Here is a 21,312-nt window from a genome sequence, read left to right on the forward strand (position 1 = left end):
CGTATACCCTGCATCGGAAATGGCCCGGTGCAGGGTATGGCTCAGAGTGACAGACGGCGGATATCGGCCAACGGACCCGAGCGACGCGCCGCCTGCACGAATAGGGCTGTGCTTGGCTACCTTGTGAACCGGCTACGTATTGCCCTGACCAGAGAAGAAGCGCGCCGGCCGATAGCTTTCAAGCATTTCCAGCGACTTACCGGTGACCAACTCTTCACTTATCATCCTCCCCAGAGTGGCTGCGCAGGTCACTGCCGGATGCATAACCGCCACGTAAACACCTGTTATGTCACCTATGAATCCGATGATCGGGCATCCATCTGCCGGCACAGGTCGCTGTCCCACCGATTGGCTAAGCAGTTGTGCCGACTCTGTGCCTTTTAAGGCGATTTTCATCGCCGTGAGCGTGTCAGAGGCGACGCCATCAATTCCGCCTGTTGTCGGATAATCCTCCACGGCTAAAATATCCCCGTTGCGGGTATGGCGAACTTCTATATCATGGCCTGAAATCAAGGTGTTAACCACGTGGCCTGTCGCGCCGTATCGCAATAAGATGGCCGGTGAAGCTGTGATCGGGAGCAGGGTACCAATGGAATCGAGCAGGGGTGATATGCCCGTTCCGCATGCCAGGATGAGGCAATCCGCCTGCAATATGCCCTCCTGAGTCTCGATACCGGTAATGTTGTTTCCCTCTCGAGTAAACCCGATTATCGCCGCCTGAGTTTTCAGCGTGGCACCGAGAGTACGGGCTTTATCCAGCAGGACACGGGTGGCGTCTATAGGATCAATGGCCCCATCTTGCTGCGCATAATAAGCGCGTTGCGGCGGGTTATTCAGCGCGGGTTCAAGCCGGGAGATGCCCGGTTGACGAAGCAAGCGAGCGTCGGCCTGGCTCTCCAGTGAAAAATCGTCGTAACTGAGCGCTCCCGTCCAGTTCACCCAAAGTTCCGGGATCTCTTTTTCCAGCCGGTGCCAATCCGCCACCGAGGCGCGGCGAAGAAGGGCATCCGGCGCATCATCACTCACCGTACTGTGGATCCAGCCAAAAGAGCTGCCGGTGGCCCCCGACGCGGGCTGGCCTTTATCGATAACGGTCACTTTTATCCCGCAACTGGCCAGGTGATAGGCTATCGATGCCCCCATAATTCCCGCGCCTGCAACAATCATGTGTTTTTCTGTGGAACACATACCGAATCCCTCGCGTCACTGTCCGTTCAATAAAGAATTTTGCCAGCCTCGTAGGCTATATCATTCCGGTATCACCATCTTGACTGCGCGTGTGCTCACAGCGGAATATCTCATTGTGAAGAATGGCGTTGGCCACTATGAGCATTACTCCATGCTGCATTTGAAGGCCAGCGGCCAACCTCAGTCGGCGAAACGTTATTGTCCGTGAGAAAATATTCTCGAACAAAAGCGGTGCTGAGTATGATTTTTTTCGGTGCATGTTGGCGCGTTCTGTAAGACCAAATATGCCAATTTTTATCAGATTTCACGTAGCGCGATCAAAAAAGAAGGGTGTTTGGGCCGAGCTCATTGCGTTATCTGCCAGGGGAGTAGCTTCTGGATGATTTTCCGCTATTATCTCTTTTCTTTGAACACCACTTTCCAATCAGGAGTGGCAGTAATGTTTGATTCCAATCGAGGTTTTTTGCGTCACGCCTCCATGAGACGGATTTTTTATTACCATTACACGAAGAGCAATAGCGTCACTACTTTGCTGATGATTCATGGGTTTGCTGAGGCTTCTTTTATTTGGTCAAAAACCGCCCAGGAAATCGCGAGTAAGTTTAATTGCGATGTTATTGCCATCGATCTGAGCGGCCATGGGCGATCAGACTGGCGTGAAGATGGCAACTACAATACTGCCAATTATGCGGATGACGTTGAGTTCGTTATAAATGAATTGAATATAAAATCGCTTGTTTTAATTGGGCACTCTATGGGGGGGAGAATTGCCCATGAGCTGCTGAAAAGAAAAATATCCGGGGTGTGTGGAATGGTGATGGTTGATTTCTGCCCGGAAATGAGTGGCGGTACGTCATCAAACCACGTGGCGAGAAATTTCGAAAGGTCGGTGATAAGATCATGGTCGATTGATGAATATGCCGGTTTCATCAGCAATACCAGGCCATTATTACCGGGAAAAGAGATTAAGTGGCTGGCAGCTGAGCTATTGGTCAAAAAAAATGGCAGCTATTTTTTCCATGCGGACCCCCGCATTTTAAATAATAGTGAAAATCACCGCGCTAATGAGAGATCGCCGGTCATGGCTTGCTCAATTCCTATCTCGATAATCAGAGGGTGTTTCTCCTCGTTTGTCAGCGAACATCAGGCGCAAGATTATCTTCGCGATTTCAAGCTCTCGAAGTATTACAACGTGCCTAAATCCGGCCACGGATTGGTCATTGAAAATAATAGCGGATTCAATATGGCGCTCTATGATTTCATGCAGATGATACCCGGCATAGCAGAACTGGCGTGAGCGTGCCTTCATCGACGCGCGAACCGATAAAACTTCATTTTAAATACATGTAATTATGATTTTCGTGTGCGCATTTAAGCTTGCAAGGGGTTAGCCTAATCCTAACGGCTACCCGCAGCGCGTTTTGCCGCGCATGGCCGCCGCAGGATGCTATCGGCATTAAGAGACCGAAACGGAAATAATGGTGCAACAGGCCATTGTCGCGTGCCGCTTTTGATTTCATTTTTATTTTACCTCATTCGTTGTTTTATTTTAATTTATAATGGATACTGTTTATTCTCTCTGAGAATTCCATCCATGTATTAATCATTGCAATCATTGGCACCGCAATGAATCGCTATCCGGATGTAAATTGAAAATCTGATGTTTAATCAGGCCGTGTGTCGTGATCAAGAATAATCTCTGTTAATTTTAATCGAGGTGTTTCAGGCATGTTTAGCGAAAATGAATATGTAAGAGTGACATTATACATTGCATTGCTGTTGAGTGTCCCTGGGCCGACCAATACATTGCTGTTCTGCGCAGGTTACACGCAGGGTTTCGTGAAAAGCCTGAAGCTGATTTTATCGGAATGGATAGGGTACTTTCTGGCGGTTACGGCATGGGGAGTCTTTTTTACCTATTTGGCGCAACACGGGAATCCGGTGTTAAGCATCATTAAATTGATGTCTGCATTTTACGCGGCTTATTTGGCGATAAAGGTGTGGCGCTTTTCGCTTCATCAGGTTCGCGGCAATGTGACTTTCGGTACGGTATTCATTACAACGCTGCTAAATCCGAAGGCTTTTTTATTTGCGGACTCTATCATTCCTCCATCGGCTTTTCTTTATCAAGACAGTTACTTTCATGCCATGCTCTGTTTGTTATTGGCGCTGTTGCCTGTTTCCCTCATATGGACTTATTCAGGCAGCCTTATTAACTTCAATGAGCACTCGAATTACAAGTTAAAACCCGTGTTCTTTTATCGCAGCGCCTCGCTGGTTATCTCATTTTTTGCCGCTTCGATGTTTTACAAATCGGTATCAATGATGCTTTAGCGATTGCTCAACCGGGTTGAGCAGGGGCCGCATGTATTAATTGCCAAATAGCCTGTCGATGTTTTGCCGAACTTCTGGTTGGTAAAAGGTTGTCTCATGCATGAGAACTTCTTGCGCGGTATAGTTCGGCAACTGGGCGCGTAGATTCCGGGTCAGATGATCCTTTAACGTGATGAGAGACAAACGGGGTTTTTTTACCAGATCCCTGGCGATGGATAAAGCCGCCGCGGCGACGTCCTCCCTGGGGTAAACCGGGAACGGCACGCCCCTTTGTCTCAAGGTTTCGCCGCGATAGTTATTCCCCAACATCAACATCTCTCCCCCTAAAGCCAGCCCCAGTTTCTCCGGTACGATAAGGGTTCCTCCCATGCCGGGCGTAAAGCCGTACTTCATAAAATTGGCGGTATAAATGCTTTCCTTGCTCATAATCACAAAATCGGCAAAGAGCCCCATTACCAGGCCGCCTCCCACTGCATGCCCCTGCATGGCGGAAATGACCGGGATAGGGCATTCAAGGGGCAGGCTGTAGATGTTGGTGTCCGTGAACTTTCCCTTTCCGGCCTGCAAGGCAAACAGATCTTCCTGAGTTCCCCCTGTGGCGAAGTAGTTATCATAGCCAGTAAGAATGACGGTTTTATAACGCTCCGTCGTTTCAACCTGTTTGAACGCCAGGATCAGTTCATTGACCAACGCGCGTGAAAAGGTGTTCTTATAGGCGCGATCTTGCATGCGTATCTGGGCGATCCCTGGTTCTATCTCCTGAAAATCAATGACATTTGTCGACATTTCTAGGCCTCCCAGGGGTATTTGCCCGTTTGTATGTAACGGTTTATTTTTCTGATGTTGTCCTCATCCGAAAAAATCTCCACATTCATCGCCAGAGCCGCCGATTTTTGATCGCCAACCCGCGTATCAAGTTCCGCCATGTAGGATTTGTAACGTACGATGGCCGATTTTGATAAACAGCTAAGCCGTTGAATATGCTTTTTAAGGAGCAGGTCGCTGTTATCGCCATAATCGTCAACCAATCCCCAGCAGTGGGCCTGTTCCGCCGACACCGGCTTGGTCATCAGCGTCATATAATGCGCTTTTTGTCTGCCTATCTTGTTTATCAGGAAGGGGAGCACACAGGCCGGCAACAAGCCGAATAACATTTCAGACAGGCTGAACAGAGCCCGATTGTCGGCAATGACGATATCGCTGGCGGCAACGAAACCTAATCCTCCCGCGTTGGCCTTGCCCTTGACATGGGCAAGGCTGATGTAAGGCCCGCTCATCATATCTTGCCAGACAGAATAAAGGATTTCCGGATCCTGAGGCCGGCCACCGCTGCCGCTTCCGGCTATATTTCCTTGTTCGATGGCCTGCAAATCTGCGCCGAAGCAAAAGACCTCAGGTAAGCCCTCAACAACCAATATGTTGATTTTATCGCGAAACTCGCGGATGGCCGCCCGACACTCGATGGCAAATGCTTCATTGATCGTATTGCTGGCTTCAGGCCGGTATATTTGCAGATACAAGACCGAGCCTTCCTGCCGCAATCTTAGCGTTTGATATGATGACATGGTCAAACCCATTCATATTCACGATGAAACTGGTTGATGCGCTTCAGAACCAGGCGTTGAGGAGCTCGCGATCCTGCATGAATTTGCGGGAACAGGCTCAGATCCAGCTCGACGTTTTTGGTGCCGAAGCTGACGCGCTGGTTGCTGTAAAGCAAAGCGTCATATTCATCCATGGTCAGTTCCCGGCGGTTGTCCAGGTGAGCGCCGATGCCCATTTGCCTGACGCGCCGGGCGCTTTCAGCTGTGACTACGCCGCTGAAAAACTCGGAGCAGCAGCCAGAACCGTACGAAAAACAACCGATGCGCTGTGCTGATTGAATATCGGCATTCGCCAACGTGCTGAGCAGTGAAAGCGCCAACGTCGCTCCCATAATATTGCCGACGCGCTGGCAATAATTTAGCCCTGGAGTGACCCGACGGGCGAAGTCGGCTTCAATATCCTGCGGGGCTGCGCGAACCAGTTTGCGCATCATGTTGCGATGAGCGCCTTTGACCATTCCGCCGAACGGCGTATGGAAGGCCAAATAGCCAAAGGTGTTCACATAATCAATGTCGGCGGTGCGTTTCTCGTATTCCTGATAGGCTTTTTCGCAACATTCAAGATAGGCCAATAATGACAGGTCCGAATCCCCGGTTTCCATATCGGGAATGGGTCTGCAGGTATCCATCACTTCATAACCGTAATACCCATTCGCCCCGACATCGATTTGAAAAACGTGCGGGCTGTCGCTGACCAGCATGGCCACGGCGCCCGAACCACCGCTCGGCTCGGCAAAAGACCAATCCTGGCGGGTCGTTGCGGCGCTTCCCTCTTCCAGGATGAAACGCGTCATATCGGTGGCGATAACGAGCGCCTTGCTGCCTGGCGATGTCTGAGAAAGGATGGTATTCACCGCCATTTGCAAACCGGCGACGCCGGAGTAGCAGGCCGTTTTCAGTTCAAACAAGCGACAATTTCGCTTTAATCCCAGGTAGTGATGCACATAGGTGCTGAGGGATTTGCCGAAGTCGATGCCTGACTCCGTGCAGGTAATCAACAACTCAATGCTGTTTTTTTCCTCATCACTCAGAGCATCCAGAATGGGTTTGGCGGCATTGACGGCAAAGCTGACGGGATCTTCACAGGGTAAACTGACCGTTTTTTGCTTCATCAGCAGATTGTCGAAGCGTGATATATCCAGCTGACGATGTTGCGCCAGATCCCTGACATTGATATAGCTTGAGCCGCAAAAGGCGTTTATCGCTTCAATTCCAACGGAAATCATAATGCCTCTTTTCGCGAGGTTACATGGAGGTTTACGCCGTTATTGGCTGACATGTTCCAACACAACGCAGGTATTAATGCCGCCGAAACCGAAAGCATTGTTCAACGCGATGGCGGTCGGCTGGCTTTGAGCCTGTTGCCCGACAAAACGGCAGTCATTGTCGATGGGGTTTTCCAGATTCAAATTCGGATGCAGGAAGCGTTCTTTCATTTGTATCAACGTGGCGGCCGCTTCCACGGCGGCGGCGGCGTACAGGCAATGTCCCGTGAGACTTTTGGTGGAGTTAAGCCAAATCTGCCGATGGTAGGGGCCAAAAGCGTGCTTGATGGCGGCAATTTCAGTTTCATCTCCCTGCAATGAACTGGTGCCGTGAGTATTGATGTAATTGACCGAGTCATAAGGGCGATTCGCCGCCAGCAGCGCCTGGCGCATCGCGCGCGACTCACCTTCGCTGCTTGGGTTGCTGCCGCGGTTGGCATCCAGGCAGAGGCTGCCGCCAAGCACGCGCCCCCAAATCGGCGCATTGCGCTCATTGGCGCTTTGCTCGTTTTCGAGCAACAGGCAGGCGCAGCCTTGGCCATAGACAAAACCTTGCCGATTATGATCAAAAGGGCGGCAAAGCCGCGCGGCATCGTATGCGTCGCCTTCAGTCAGCAAGGCGCCGCTGTTTTTGAAAGCCTGTATTTCCGGCGGTGACAAATCCGCCATCGCGCCGACGACCAGACAAGCCTGCGTAACCCCCGAGGCGATTTGCCGGTAGGCGTGCAGAAGGCCGGTGTTGCCGCTGGCAGAGGCTCCGCCCACGGTGTAGCCTTCACCGCGAAGGGTTAAAAGCTCGCTGAGCAGCGCCAGTTGGTTGGTATCCATAAAACACAGCGCATGGCTGGCGGGAACAAACTCGGGGCGATCAACATAAGACTGACGGATTTGATATTGATACTTTTGTTCGATGTTATGCCCGGCAATGATGACCCCACGTCGTTCGGGAGGATAGGGGCACCCGTCGGCAAAGGCGTCATGCCAGGCTTCGAGCGCGGTTGCGAGCGATAAACGGGCGCTTAGCGGCGCTTTGGCGCCCAGGCGCAACGCATGATTCAGCGTTTCCTGCGAGAGGGGTAAAGATGCCAGTGCGGTTTTGTAACTGTAGTCCGCCAGGCTGGCCTTGATTGCAGGAAATTCGTTGATATGACACTTAATGCCGCTGATGCCTGATTTCAGCGCCTGGGTAAAGGCGGGTATTCCAATTCCATTGGCAGCAGAGACGCCTAAGCCGGTCACAACGACATGGTTCATCATACGCCCCCGGTCTTACTTTACTGATTGAGCATTTATGCCACAGAGCAGCATATGCAAATGAAATGGTTACTGCGCTTTGGCGTGCAGGAAGCTGACTAACTCGCCGATGTTTTTAAGAGAAGCGGCTTCGTGGAGGGGGAATATGACATCAATGGCTTCCATGCTGGAGAGAAGAATATCTGCACGGTCAATTGAGTTGGCGCCTAAATCTCGCATGCTGTCTTCTTGAGTAATAGTACCGGCGTCCAGGTGCGGCAGGGTTTCCAGTAGGTTTTTTACGATGATGTTGAATATGTCTTCTTTACTCTTTGGGCTCATACGCTGCTCCTGACTTGTATGGTGGAGTGTAAATTAACATGAATGAGAATGAATTTATTAATTTCAACGCCAAAGAAAAACACCAGAGTTAATTATCCTCTGATAATGAAGCTCGATCTGAAAACCGGCTTTTCTTTATTATTGATCCTGAGAAATTAACCAGAAATAACCAAGAATAGCCAAGATAAATCATGAAGAACGTTTAACTCTTTGCTCTGTTGGCAACCTTATATCAGGGAAAATAAAGGAGTGTCAATCAGTATTTATCAATTTTTTTACAGTTTTGTCACCTGCGGTTAGCACCTGTTTTTTGCGCATTTTTGTATCCAATCCGAATGCTTTCACGGCTCGGCCAGCCTGGCGGATAGCTGCCAACAGGAGGGTATAGGCTCATCGCAACGCCAGGCGGCAGAACCATGCTGCCGGCGCCCACTATCGTGTTTCTCGCTGCGCCCGCACTTTGGCATTCGATACCCGTCAGGGTGAGTGAGCAACGCAGGGGGCGATGATGATGTTATTTTTCATTTAAAATCAATTAATTGTTATTTTTAACCCGATATTGATTATGCGGCGCGCGTTACTCAGCTGTTCCGCAGGCACCTTCCTTGACCATACGGCAATGCGCTCTCGGCAAGCGTCTTTACGCTGTCCGGGTCGCAATCCGTGCCCTAAGGACAAGATGGGGGTTATCCCTGCCCACTCAGTTCAGTTGTTCGTTTTATCAACATTCCGCGAAGCGGGGTGGGCTTGTCAGTCGGGCTTTCATGCTAAAAACGGTTAGTATGACTTAACATTTACGCTCCTGTTTTCATTAAGAAAAGCTAATTAAATGTTAATACTTAAGCTGATTGAAATATTTTGAAATAATTTTTGCGCAGCGGCTCCATGTGTCATTTTAAGTTTTGGTTATAGTTGTTTGGATCTAAATATATTGAAATCGAAGTTTAAGTGAAGAAGCCTTCCAAAGTTAACCAAACTATTCATGCATATTGGTGAAGGGGTCGTGATGTCGGCGTACACGTTAAGTGACAGCAGTCTTATTGTTTCTGGGCATGTGGTACTGAATGAACCTATTCTTCCGGCGATGGGATATGTTCACTTTGTTGCGTCATCATTATTGAATAATAACGACGCTAATAATGCTGATAGCATTTATCCTATGCAGCTAAAAAATGCAGTCTGGTTCTCGCCGATGACCCTGGATAAGGGGGCCTGCGAGGTGAACATTGTTTTTGGCGATGAAGACGATGATAAAACTTACTGGGTTACGTCAAAGGTGCCGGGTAAGGCGACAAAGCGCCATGCGACGGGCGTAGTGTCATTCGATTTTAACGCTGCCGAAGCAAACGAAAGGCCGGTTGGCTCCGTATTTCCTCTGCCCGATATCACAGCGCAAACCTTCACCCATAGGCTGACTCGTGATGACATTTACCGCCAGTTTCTGTCTGCCGGCATCGATTACCGGGGCAATTTTCAGTGTTTGCATGCGCTGCACTGCAACCGAACGCTTTTTTGGGGCCAGATCTGTGCGGATGAAGGAAGTCTGACAGACCTTCCTTCCCCCTACATCCTCGACGCCGCAATACAAACGGTTTTGCTTGGCGCCAGAAAAGCCCTGTGGGGTGACCGCCCCGAGCAAGTTTATGTTCCTTTCTCGTTAGACAATATCTTGATTCACAAGCCATTAACGCCAAAGTGCGATGTTTTTTCCGTCCCAAGACAGGCGTCTTCACACTCGCCTGAGAAGGGGATTTTCGACGTGCTGATAGTCAGCGAATCGGGGGATATACTGGTGGAGATGAAAGGCTTGCATATACGGGCATACCATAAAGCCGGGCAGGGTGAACAGAGCTCGCTTGCCGCCGCGCCAACGGAGACGGGGCAAACATGGGCGATCGCCGCCACCTTTACGGCAGAACCGATCGTTGAGCCTCTGCAGACCTGGTTCTCCCAACTGAACTGGCATGATCGCATCACGTTTGCGCCATACAATCAGGTTTATCAGGAGCTGCTCAGCCCGCAGAGTGTGCTGGCGACAAACGCCGCAGGCGTAAATGCGATTCTGTGTCGATTAGAAGATCTGATCGCCAATGAGGCGGCGCCGGCGCCCGTGACAAGGAAAAATGGCGTTCCTCAGGTTTCACCGGAGCAAATCAATCATCATCTGACGGATTGTGAGCGCTTCGTCCTGCCTAACGGGATGGAGATCGCGCATCTGAAACCCTATGAAACTCGCTATCTGTACGAAGAAATTTTCGTAGAGAAAACATACGTGAAACACGGTATTTCCTTTGCGCCAGGGGATGTGGTCGTCGATATTGGCGGCAACATCGGCATGTTTTCCCTGTTTGCTACGACTCAATGTCCTGATTTACGTATTTTTTCTTGCGAACCGTCACCGATCTCCCACGCCATTCTTCGTAAGAATCTCGCACTCTATGCGCCTGAAGCCAAAGCGTTGCAAGTGGGCATTGCCGACAAAGATGGCGAGGCCGAGTTTGTTTTTTACCCCAACTCTTCAGTGTGGTCCGGGTTCCATACCGATGACGCGGAAGATGGCGAAGCGCTGAAAAAATCCATGGAAAATGAGGTGGCCAAGCATCTTGGCGCCCTGGATGGTGAGGTCATTCGCGAACATTTGGATGCGATGATCGGCGAACGTCTGCAAAAACAGACTTATCAAGTGCAGATGCGTTCGTTGACCAGCATCATGCAAGAGCATCATATAAAAACTATCGATCTGTTGAAGGTCGATGCGGAAAAATGTGAATGGGACATTTTAAGCAGCATTGCCGATGATGTCTGGCCGAATATTCGCCAGATCGTAGTTGAAGTTCATGATAAAGAAGGGGTGACGGCAGAAAAAATCGCCCGGCTGCTGCGCGATAAAGGCTATGAGCTGGCGGTAGTGGAAGAGGATATGCTTAAGTCCTCCGGGCTTGCCAACTTTTATGCCAGACGCCCGGCGGTTCAGGCTGACAATGCGCCGCGTTTGTCCCCCCTTGAACAAGGCGTCCGCGATAACTTTAACGATCTGCTTACCCTGGTCGGAGAACAGTCGCACCGTCGTCAAGGCCCGACGTTCTTCGTGCTTTGCCCGCCTTCCCCCGCCATGCGTGAGCGGTTTTCCGCCGCCTTGCTAACGCAAGTCGCTGAGATGATGCATCGCATACAGGGCGATAAGGCGGAGATTCGCTGTATTGACCTGAATCATCAGTTGCAGGCTTATGGTGTCACCGACTATCACGATGACGTGCGTGATGAAATGGGACATATTCCCTATACGCCCGCGTTTTTCGAGGTGATCGCCTCCGTTCTCGTACGCCATGCCGATGCCGGCCGGCGCCCGCCTTATAAAGTGATCGCCCTGGATTGCGATAACACGCTGTGGTCTGGCGTAGTCGGCGAACAGGGCGCTGCGGGCGTCACTATCGATGCGAATTTCCGCGCCTTGCAGCAGTTTATGTTGCGCCAAAAAGAGCGGGGAATGTTGCTATGCCTGGTGAGCAAGAATAACCGGGAGGATGTAAAGCAGGTCTTTGACAGCCGTGACGACATGGTGCTGCAATGGGATGATTTTGTTGATGTGCAAATCAACTGGAACGCCAAATCTGACAATTTGCAACATCTGGCAAAAACGCTGAACCTGAGTTTGGACAGCTTTGTTTTTCTTGATGACAGCCCGATTGAATGCGCCGAGGTCTCTGCGCGTTGCCCGCAGGTGCTCAGTTTGCAATTGCCGGAGAATAACGACGCCATTCCCGGGTTCCTGGCGCATGTCTGGGCCTTTGATCAGGTGCGCCGCACGACAGATGAGGATGCAAAACGCACCCATCTTTATCAGGAGCAAGCCCGGCGTGAAGCGTTCCGCCAAAGCGCATTCAGCATGGAGGCGTTCATTCACGGGCTTGGCCTTGAGGTCACCCTCCAGCCGGCAACGCCGGATCAGGCGGAAAGGCTGTCTCAGCTGACGCACCGCACCAACCAGTTCAACCTTGTTAAAGCGCCTTACTCCGCCGGCGATATCCTTTCCCGCATTCAGCATCCTGAGCAGGGGTGTTGGAGCATCCGCGTTTCCGACCGCTTTGGCGATTACGGCATCTGCGGCCTGTGCCTGTTTTCCGAACACGAACACGCGTTGTCCGTCGATGGTCTGTTGCTCAGTTGCCGCGTGCTGGGACGCGGTGTTGAATATCAGGTGTTGAATGCGCTGGGGCGAACCGCTCTGGAACGGAAGAAGCACACCCTGGGGATCCACTTTACAGCCAATGATAAAAACCAGCCGGCGGAAAACTTCCTGCGCGGCCTCCCGGTAATGGTGCCGGCGTCGTCCGGTATTTGGGCGTATGCCGCACCGGCCGCCGCCTTGGCCGAACTGGCATTTACCCCTTCGCTTCAGGCTATGGATTCAGCGAGTGACAATGCGCCTTCCGGGCAGGAGGCCGCCTCTGTGCCGCACGGGCAATCACCGGATACGCGGCAAATGCAGCGGATTGCCGAGCAGCGCAGCCGGCTCTCGCTGCCGCAAACCGAACGGGCATGCCCACCGATGGCAGCGCATCGGCCAGACGACATCGACAACGACGCCGTTTTGCATTTCATCGATGCGGCCATTGAGCAGAGCCTGCATGAATGCCTGAAGGCGAGGGTCGATATCGACGAGACCAAAGCCTTTTCCGAGTATGGCGTCGACTCCTTCGCCGCCATTAACCTGGCGGTCAAATTGAACGCCGCTTTCTCGATCAGGCTGCCCAGCACCGTGCTCTTCGACTACGGCTGCGTCAGTGATTTGCGCCGTTATCTGCTGGCGAATTATCGCTCCGCCATTGTGGCGCGCATGCAACCGGCGCAACAGCCAGACGCGGCGCCTGCCGATGATGCGGGCCGTCGCGCCAAAGCGCCGATGAATCAAAACCGAAAAAATGCGAATGAGGCCGGCGAACCGGCGCAATACGGCGGGGATATCGCCGTCATTGGCATGTCTGCGCGCTTCCCCGGCATTGCGAACGCTGACGAGTTCTGGTCGATGCTGCTGGCAAGCGGCAACTGCATTTCTGAGGTGCCGGCAGAACGCTGGGATATTGCGGCCTATTACGATGAGGATCGTTCCAAACCGAACAAAACCTACGGCCGCTGGGGCGGTTTTATCGAGGACATTGATAAGTTTGACGCGTCTTTCTTTGGTATTTCCGGTAAAGAAGCCAAACAAATGGATCCTCAGCAACGCCTGTTCCTGCAGGAAAGCTGGCACGCGCTGGAAGATGCGGGATATGCCAACCGGGACATCAAAAACAAGAAATGGGGCGTTTATGCCGGCGCGGATGCCGGCGATTACCAAGCTAATCTGCGGCGCCATGATGTTCCGTTAGACGCCTCTTCATTCATGGGGAACGACTCGTCGATTCTGGCGGCGCGCATCGCTTACTTTATGGATATGAAAGGCCCTGCGATGGCGATCGATACCGCGTCTTCGTCGTCTCTGGCCGCGGTGCATTTGGCCTGCGAAAGCTTGAGAGGCGGCGCGGTCGACATGGCGCTCGCCGGCGGCGTGTCAATTCATACCACCGTCAACTTCCATATTTTATGCGCGAAGGCCGGCATGCTGTCGGCCGATGGGCGCTGCAAACCTTTCGATCATCGGGCCGACGGTTTTGTTCCGGGAGAGGCGGTCGGCGTTGTGGTCCTGAAACGCTTGCAGGATGCCATTAACGATAAAGACCCTATTTATAGCGTGATCAAAGGATCCGCGATGAACCAGGACGGCAAAACCAACGGGATCACCGCGCCGAGCAGCCGTTCGCAGACCGAGTTGATTTGCCAGGTTTACGATGAGCTGAATCTCGGCGCCGATGAACTGACCTATATAGAGGCTCACGGCACCGGAACCAAACTGGGCGATCCGATAGAGATCACCGCCCTGACGGATGCTTTCCGCAGACAAACCCAACGCGTCGGTTTTTGCGCCATTGGTTCGGTCAAAAGCAACATCGGCCACTGTGTTCATGCGTCTGGCGTCAGCGCGCTGATCAAGCTGTTGCTGTCTTTCAAACATCGCCAATTGCCGCCCAGCGCCAACTATGAAAAACCGAATCCGCTGATCCCCTTTGAGGAAACGCCGTTTGTCGTCAATACCCAGGTTCAGGATTGGCAGCCGAACGCTCAGGGCAAACGGATAGCCGCAGTGAGTTCATTCGGTTTTAGCGGAACCAACGTGCATATGGTGCTTGAAGAGTTTAGGCCGGCGAGTGATGAAAGCGCGCCGACCAAACCGCAGAACGCGTTGGATCCCGAACCCGCCTTGTTGTTGCTTTCCGCCAGAAGCGAAGCGCAATTGCACCTCCTGGCTCAACGACTGAAAGCGCATCTTCAGCAACACTCACCGCTGACGCTCGGCGAGTTAAAGGATATCGCTTATACGTTGCAACTTGGACGAGAATCCCTGGGCCATCGTCTGGCGGTTGCCGGAAAAAGTGAGGCGGAGATGCTATCGGGGCTGGAGGACTACCTCAGCCGGCAGGCGTTTGCGCAAACTTATCTCACCGCCGCCGTGGCGCAAGGCGAGAGGAATAAAGGCAACAGCGCGGGGCAGCAGGCGGAGATCGACCGCGCCATGCAGCAACGCGACCTGAGAGGGCTGGCCGGGCAGTGGCTGGAGGGGCGGCAAGTTGACTGGTCTGCCTGGTATCCGGCGGCGCGCCAACGCGTGGCCAACCTGCCGCATTATCCTTTCGAACAAGAACGGCACTGGCTGCCCGAAAACCCGGCCCGCGCCATACCGCATGCCGGGGCGATATCTGCGGCCGATGTCTCGTCGGCAGTCATGGCCGCTCCCTTGGCTGAAAGCGCGCCGGGCAAGCGGGTGCTGGCCGCCTTGCAAACCTTCCAGTCGGCGGATTCTCAGGCAGAGATAGCCTCCATTCCGCTAACGGATGAAGGCCAGGGCGTATTCTCGTTGCGCCTTTATGGCACCGGCGGGGTTTCGGCCAGCCAGCTTTCCCACATGTTGACGGCGTTAAAACGCCGCTCGGACATCAGCGTTCTGTTGTTCTGCGGGGATGAGCAGGGCTTCCTTGCCGATCTTGAGCATGACCATGAACTGTTTTTACAGCAGGCGCTGTACCGTACCGTGCTAACGATGCCGTTTCCCGTGATCGCCGTCGTGCCTGGTGATTGCAAAGGCTATGCCTGGTTGCTCGCCTGTCTGTGCGATTTCGCCGTCTTGAGCGCAACGGCCCGCTATCACTACGCCAGCGGCGATCAACGGGTATCGCAGCCGTTGTATCACCTGCTGAGCGAGCGTTTCACGCCCGCTGCGGCTCAGGCCTTGCTGACCGACACGCGGCAGCAGGAAGGCCGACAGTTGAAAACGCTGGGGCTGTTGATGCCGGTTTTCCCGTCGGCAGAGGTTATCGGGGAAAGCCTGAAACTGGCGCGGGAGCTGGCGAAAGCGCCCAGAGAAGCGCTGGTTCAATTGAAACAGCATTTGGCGGCCACGCTGGTCCAGCTCTCTGCCGCACCGGCAGACAGCCCGATCGCGTTTACGCCGGACGCCGCAGTTGCTGCCCCGTTACTGCCGGAAAACGGGGTGCAGGCGTTCGAAAACGGCCAATTGCCGGCGCCGTCTGGCCAGCCGCGCAAAGTGGCGCTTAGCTCCGCGGTTATCGAGGCGCAAGCGTATGACAATGGCGTGCTGTTGGTCCGGTTATGTGAGCGTGAAAGCCGTAATAAATTCTCGAAAGCCTTCGTGGCCGGTTTTGAAGAGATCTTTGCGCATATCCGCCAACATCACGGCTATAAAGTGGTGGTACTGACCGGATATGACCACTATTTTGCCAGCGGCGGCACGCTGGAAACGCTGCAGGCGATCCAGAAAGGCGAAGCGAAGTTCACCGACGAAAAAATCTTCGCCTTGCCGTTGGAATGTGAAATTCCGGTCATCGCCGCGATGCAAGGGCATGGCATCGGTCCGGGATGGGCCGTCGGTATGTTTTGCGATGAGGCGATCTTCAGTCTGGAAAGCGTCTATTACAGCCCGTATATGCGTTACGGATTTACCCCAGGGGCTGGGGCGACGCTGATCCTTCCCAGCCGGCTGGGCCTGGATCTCGCCAGGGAAGCGCTGTTTACCGCCGGCGAGTATAAAGGGTATGAACTCCTGCAACGCGGGCTCAAAAATCCGGTGCTTGAACGCGCCCGGGTGTTGCCCTTTGCGCTGGCTGCCGCCAGTGCGATCGCCCGGAAATCGCGCGCTGAGCTGGTTGCCTGGAAAACGCAGCGCTCGCAGCCTTTGCGAGATCGCGTTGAAGCGAACTACGCGCAGGAGCTTCGGATGCATGAACGGACTTTTGTCGGCAATCCAGAGGTGTTATCGCGTATCCAACAGCATTTTAACCTGGGGGAATCGATCGCTCCACAGCAAGGCGCGAACGCGGTGACGGTGAATGAGCCGCATTCCGTCGGCGCCGGGCAGCCCGCGCAAGACGCGCCTCAGGCGTTGTTTGAAAAAGTGTATGTTCTCCTGCGGCGGATGCTGACCGACGAATTGCAAATCAAGGCCGAGCAGGTTGAAAGCGAGCAGCCTTTTGTCGACCTTGGGCTGGATTCGATTACCGGCGTCACCTGGGTGAGAAAAGTCAATGCGGAATACGGGCTGACGCTCAACGCCGCCGACATCTACAGTTACCCCAATCTGAAACTCTTCACCGCGTTGGTGATCGATAACGCGGGCCTCAGTGCAGCCGTGGCTGACCATCATGCCGTTAAAACGAACAAGACCGCGGACGTCTTGCCGGGGCTGCCCGCCGACAGCGCCGGACATGTGGAAGCTCCGTCGGCCAACGTGCTGGCATTTTTAAGCCAAACGCTCTCTCAAGAGCTGCAAATTAAAGCGCAGGCGATCGACCCTGACATCGCTTTTGTCGATTTGGGCCTGGATTCGATAACCGGCGTCACCTGGATCAGAAAGATCAACCAGCACTTCGGCCTGGCGCTGAATGCAGCGGAAATATACAGCTATCCTACGCTGCAAGAGTTCGCCGCGTTGGTGCAGCGCTATGCCGTGGCGCCGGCGTCGCTCAGTCAGGCGCCGGCCGAACCGACGGCGCAATGGCATGAGGCGCCGCTGCCGGCCGCCAGGCCGGAAGAGCTGCGCACCCAGCGTGCAGACTCGCCGGCGGCGCCAGAACCGGCGTCTGCCGCAGGTCAGGCGATTGCTATCGTCGGTATGTCCGGTCAGTTCCCGAAAGCGAAGAATTTGCAGCAGTTCTGGGAGAATTTGCGCGCCGGTGCCGACTGCATTTCAGAAGTGCCTGCCGAACGCTGGCCGGTCGCGGCGTTCTTTGACGCTAACCCTCAGGCACCCGGAAAAACCAACTCCAAATGGATGGGCGTGCTCGACGATGCCGACAAGTTTGATCCGCTGTTCTTCAATATTTCGCCTCGCGAAGCCGAGCTGATGGATCCGCAGCAGCGGGTATTTCTTGAAGCCTGTTGGGGCTGCATAGAAGACTCGGGGTACAACCCTGCCGATTTGTCCGGCAGCCGATGCGGCGTTTTCGTCGGATGCGGCGAGGGTGACTATGAAGCGCGCTTTGGCATGGAACTCAATGCGCAAACCTTTATGGGAAATGCCGCGTCGATTCTCGCCGCGAGAATCGCCTACCACCTGAATTTGCAAGGTCCAAGTCTGGCTATCGATACCGCCTGCTCATCCTCTTTGGTGGCGATGGCCTCGGCCTGTGACAGTTTGGTGCTGGGCAATTGCGATCTGGCGTTGGCCGGCGGGGTTTGCGTATTGGCCGGCCCAAGCATGCACATCATGACCAGCAAAGCCGGAATGCTGTCGGAGGATGGGCGCTGCTTTACCTTTGATCAGCGTGCCAATGGCTTTGTTCCTGGAGAGGGCGTGGGCGTGGTGCTGCTGAAACGTCTGGAAGAGGCGATTGCGGATCGGGACGTCATTCATGGCGTGATCAGAGGATGGGGTGTCAATCAGGATGGCAAAAGCAACGGCATCACGGCCCCGAACGGCAACGCGCAGTCGCGCCTGGAGCAAACGATATACACCCGCTTTGGGATCGATCCTGAACGCATTCAATACGTAGAAACCCACGGGACGGGCACCAGGCTGGGCGATCCTGTTGAAGTTGCGGGTTTAAAGCAGAGCTTCGCTCAATTTACCCGCCAGGCGAATTACTGCGCATTGGGCTCGGTGAAAAGCAATATCGGCCATACCCTGAGAGCCGCCGGTGTCGCCTCGGTGCTTAAGGTGTTGCTGGCGATGAAGAATCGCCAGATACCGCCCATGTCGCAGCATCAGGCGCTTAATGAACACATTGCGCTGGACGGTTCACCTTTTTACGTCAACCGGGAGCTTCGGGATTGGAGCGTGGCAGCGGGGCACCGCCGTCAGGCGGCCGTAAGTTCGTTCGGCTTTAGCGGCACCAATGCCCACCTGGTGATTGAACAGTTCTCAAGCGAGGAGGCGCCCGCCATCGTTACCGGGCAACCCGCCGCGCGCGAACCGGCGCTGATAGTCCTGTCGGCGAAAAACGACGCGCAGCTCAGGCAAAGCGTCGTCAATTTGTTGGCTCATGTCCGCGAACAGGCGGACCGGATGCGAGCGCAAGAAGGCCAGGCCGCAGGAGCGGATGCCTACCTGCACTCACTGGCTTATACCCTGCAAACCGGGCGTGAAGCGATGAGTGAACGGTTAGGATTTGTCGCGCACACGCTTGATGAACTGCAAAGCCAGCTTGCAGCCGCGCTCGACGGCGAGCAGCAAACCCGCGAGCCGATCTTCCGGGGCAAGAGCAAATCACACAGCGATGTGTCGTCGCTCTTTAACGTCGATGACGATATGCATGGCCTGGTGCAAGCCTGGGCCGCCAAGGGCAAGTTCGCCAAACTCCTCGAGATATGGGTCAAAGGCGTCAATATCGATTGGGATATTCTCTATTTACAGGGGACGCCGGCACGCAGCCCGCGAAAAGTGTCTCTGCCGACGTATCCTTTTGCCCGTGAACGCTATTGGGTCGATCTGCCCAGCGCGCCTGCCGAGGGGACTCCGGGCGCGCCGGCAGACGCGGCGCCCGTTTCCGGTACGCTTGCGCAACTGCATGACGCGCCGATGGATTTCTCGACTTATGAGCACCTGCTGGCGGCAGGCGCAATGTCTGCGCAAGACCGCCTCCCCGGATTATGGTTGCTGGAACAGGTGCTGAACGCCTGCGAGTCATCCGCCCGAGGGCAGGCGGCCGAACTGAATTACCTGCTGTGGGGGCAACCGGCCAGCGTGCAGGACGCTGTAGATGGCCATATTCAAACCTATTTCTCCCACGAGGATGACGGTCTCTATTTCCAGTGCGTGACCGAGAAAACGCATCAATCCGTGACTCATCATTTTGGTCAGGTCGCCCTGAACGCATCCGCCGGCGTCGGCAGCCGTGTACAGGATCTGCGGGCGCTGGAAGCGCGACTGGAAGCGCCTCATCACCAGCAGGCGGCGCTGCAAATCAAACGGACAATCGATGAAAGCGGGTTGCGCCACCACGCGGTGGCCGAAAAGCTATGTTTTGACGGCACACAGCTGCTGGTGCGACTCAGCGCCCTTGCGCAACGGCCGCATCAGCCGCAAGCAACGCGGTTCCGGCCGGCGCTGCTGACCGCCTGCTGGCAGTTGCTCTCGGCGCTGAATCACCATTGCCATCCTCAAACGCCGGCGCATGGCCAGTGGTACCCATTCTCGCTGGATTCGATCACGACTTATAAGCCGGTTCCGGAGCGCGCGACGGTCTGCATTTCCCCCGCGCCTGCGGAACATGCGTCTTTGGTGATCACCGGCGATCTCCCCGGATATGACCTGAGCCTGTACGACGAATCTGGCGCGCTTTGCCTGCGGCTCAGCAACTTGAAAATGGTGAGGGAAGAGGCCTTGCTCACCCTTGAATCGTCCGAACCCTGATCGCGCAGAACACGGATTACTGACCGAATAACCCGTAGGTTTTTGCCAGCCCGTTGAAAGAGGTGATGTCATTGATGGATGTACAAGGAAAACGAGTATGCATTATCGGCGGCGGCCCTTATGGGGTCAGCCTCGGTAAAGAGTTGAACCAGGGCGGCATTGATTATGACCTGTATGAAGCGGAGTCGGACTTTGGCGGCGTATGGAATGCCGACAGCCGCTGTGGCCGCACCTATCCGTCATTGCATCTGATCTCCCCGAAGGTCAATACCCAATATCCGGATTTCCCCATGCCGGAGGATTATCCTCATTATCCCAACCATAAACTGATGCATCAGTATATTTGCCATTACGCGCGCACCTTTGGGGTCTATGAGAAAGCCCATTTCAATGTCGCCGTCACCCGTATTGAACCGCAGGATCAGGGTTGGCAGGTTGAGTTATCGACGGGGGAAAGAAAGTTTTATTCTTTTGTTCTGGTCAGCAACGGCATGCAACGAGAGGCCCGCTATCCTGAATCGGCTTATCGCGGCCATTTCACCGGCGATATCATGCATTCGATCGATTACCGGACGCCGGAACGCATCAAGGGCAAGCGGGTCTTGATCATTGGCGCCGGCAACTCCGGCTGCGACATCGCGGTCGACGCGGTTCATCATTGCCAGGCGGTCTACCACAGCACGCGGCGCGGTTACTACTATCAGCCCAAGTTTATCAACGGCATGCCCACCCCAAGATGGATGGAGGGGTTGGGGAATAAATTTAACACTCGTGAAGAAACGCTGGCTTATATACAACAGGTTTTTAAGCTTGCCGGTTACGACGGTACGGATTTCGGTTTAAAGAAACCGGATTATCCGTTGGATGCCTCCCATCCGATCATGAACTCTCAACTGCTCTATTTTATTGGCCACGGCGATATCCAGCCCAAGGGGGACGTGAGCGAGTTTCGCGGTAATACCGTGATATTCGAAGACGGTTCGCAGGTTGAGGTCGATACCCTGATTTATGCGACAGGATATCACCGCCGCTTCCCATTCCTCGACAGCAAATATCTGGCTATGAAGAACGGCATTCCAGACTGTTTCTTACACATTGTCCCCAAGAACTTTAACAACCTGCTTTTTGTCGGTTATATCAACTCCGCTACGGGCCTGGGGGTTTCCGCCCGTTCTCACGGCTTGTTCGTCGTGGATTACCTCAAAGCTTATTTCGCGCAGTCTCAAGGGCTGCACGATTTTACCCGCATGAAAAAAGAGCAGAACCCCGATCTGGGGCAGAACTATTACATCGGTTCTTTCCGCCATCAGTGGGAAGTCGATCTCTGGAAGTTCCTTAAGTTACTGGCGCAGTACCGTGAAGTACTCAACAGAAGGTAGAGGCG

General features: G+C 54.0%; 10 protein-coding genes. 4 read left to right on the plus strand and 6 right to left on the minus strand.

The features are described from left to right. Nucleotides 1-132 precede the first annotated feature (132 nt). Entirely contained in the window at nt 133-1,188 is a 1,056-nt protein-coding gene (locus JK621_RS11065) for an NAD(P)/FAD-dependent oxidoreductase (protein WP_212559827.1), read from the minus strand. Between the two features lie 439 nt (nt 1,189-1,627). Between JK621_RS11065 and JK621_RS11070 the strand changes: the two genes are divergently transcribed. Together JK621_RS11070 and JK621_RS11075 are read left to right on the plus strand one after the other, a co-directional pair. Beyond that, nucleotides 1,628-2,485, plus strand: coding sequence for an alpha/beta fold hydrolase (locus tag JK621_RS11070; RefSeq protein WP_212559828.1), 858 nt, complete (start codon nt 1,628-1,630; stop codon nt 2,483-2,485). Between the two features lie 431 nt (nt 2,486-2,916). Then, the gene (locus tag JK621_RS11075; RefSeq protein ID WP_212559829.1) at nt 2,917-3,522 is read left to right on the plus strand and encodes a LysE family translocator; all 606 of its coding nucleotides are present in this window, start codon (nt 2,917-2,919) and stop codon (nt 3,520-3,522) included. 36 nt (nt 3,523-3,558) lie between these two features. On the opposite strand, the gene JK621_RS11080 is transcribed toward JK621_RS11075, so the two are convergent. From JK621_RS11080 to JK621_RS11100, 5 genes are all read right to left on the minus strand, one after another. After that, the gene (locus JK621_RS11080; RefSeq protein WP_212559830.1) at nt 3,559-4,308 is read right to left on the minus strand and encodes a polyketide synthase; all 750 of its coding nucleotides are present in this window, start codon (nt 4,306-4,308) and stop codon (nt 3,559-3,561) included. A 2-nt stretch (nt 4,309-4,310) separates the two neighbouring features. Continuing rightward, nucleotides 4,311-5,087 (minus strand): enoyl-CoA hydratase/isomerase, encoded by a 777-nt coding sequence (locus tag JK621_RS11085; RefSeq protein ID WP_249337174.1) that lies wholly within the window; start codon nt 5,085-5,087, stop codon nt 4,311-4,313. Between the two features lie 2 nt (nt 5,088-5,089). Continuing rightward, nucleotides 5,090-6,352, minus strand: coding sequence for a hydroxymethylglutaryl-CoA synthase family protein (locus JK621_RS11090; RefSeq protein WP_212559832.1), 1,263 nt, complete (start codon nt 6,350-6,352; stop codon nt 5,090-5,092). Nucleotides 6,353-6,391: 39 nt separating this feature from the next. Next, complete coding sequence (locus tag JK621_RS11095) at nt 6,392-7,648, minus strand: beta-ketoacyl synthase N-terminal-like domain-containing protein (protein WP_212559833.1); 1,257 nt, start codon at nt 7,646-7,648, stop codon at nt 6,392-6,394. 66 nt (nt 7,649-7,714) lie between these two features. Continuing rightward, nucleotides 7,715-7,966, minus strand: a complete 252-nt coding sequence (locus tag JK621_RS11100; RefSeq protein ID WP_212559834.1) for an acyl carrier protein — start codon at nt 7,964-7,966, stop codon at nt 7,715-7,717. A gap of 1,006 nt (nt 7,967-8,972) precedes the next feature. On the opposite strand from JK621_RS11100, the gene JK621_RS11105 reads away from it, so the two are divergent. Continuing rightward, on the plus strand, nt 8,973-19,928 hold the full coding sequence (locus tag JK621_RS11105; RefSeq protein ID WP_249337175.1) for an FkbM family methyltransferase: 10,956 nt from the start codon (nt 8,973-8,975) through the stop codon (nt 19,926-19,928). Between the two features lie 74 nt (nt 19,929-20,002). After that, on the plus strand, nt 20,003-21,307 hold the full coding sequence (locus tag JK621_RS11110; RefSeq protein WP_212559836.1) for a flavin-containing monooxygenase: 1,305 nt from the start codon (nt 20,003-20,005) through the stop codon (nt 21,305-21,307). Nucleotides 21,308-21,312 lie beyond the last annotated feature (5 nt).

Source organism: Serratia plymuthica, assembly GCF_018336935.1.
GTDB lineage: Bacteria > Pseudomonadota > Gammaproteobacteria > Enterobacterales > Enterobacteriaceae > Serratia > Serratia plymuthica_B.

Coding starts and splice junctions, on each gene's coding strand:
- JK621_RS11065 (WP_212559827.1), bottom strand. CDS start 1,188: ATGTGTTCCACAGAAAAACACATGATTGTTGCAGGCGCGGGAATTATG.
- JK621_RS11070 (WP_212559828.1), top strand. CDS start 1,628: ATGTTTGATTCCAATCGAGGTTTTTTGCGTCACGCCTCCATGAGACGG.
- JK621_RS11075 (WP_212559829.1), top strand. CDS start 2,917: ATGTTTAGCGAAAATGAATATGTAAGAGTGACATTATACATTGCATTG.
- JK621_RS11080 (WP_212559830.1), bottom strand. CDS start 4,308: ATGTCGACAAATGTCATTGATTTTCAGGAGATAGAACCAGGGATCGCC.
- JK621_RS11085 (WP_249337174.1), bottom strand. CDS start 5,087: ATGTCATCATATCAAACGCTAAGATTGCGGCAGGAAGGCTCGGTCTTG.
- JK621_RS11090 (WP_212559832.1), bottom strand. CDS start 6,352: ATGATTTCCGTTGGAATTGAAGCGATAAACGCCTTTTGCGGCTCAAGC.
- JK621_RS11095 (WP_212559833.1), bottom strand. CDS start 7,648: ATGATGAACCATGTCGTTGTGACCGGCTTAGGCGTCTCTGCTGCCAAT.
- JK621_RS11100 (WP_212559834.1), bottom strand. CDS start 7,966: ATGAGCCCAAAGAGTAAAGAAGACATATTCAACATCATCGTAAAAAAC.
- JK621_RS11105 (WP_249337175.1), top strand. CDS start 8,973: ATGTCGGCGTACACGTTAAGTGACAGCAGTCTTATTGTTTCTGGGCAT.
- JK621_RS11110 (WP_212559836.1), top strand. CDS start 20,003: ATGGATGTACAAGGAAAACGAGTATGCATTATCGGCGGCGGCCCTTAT.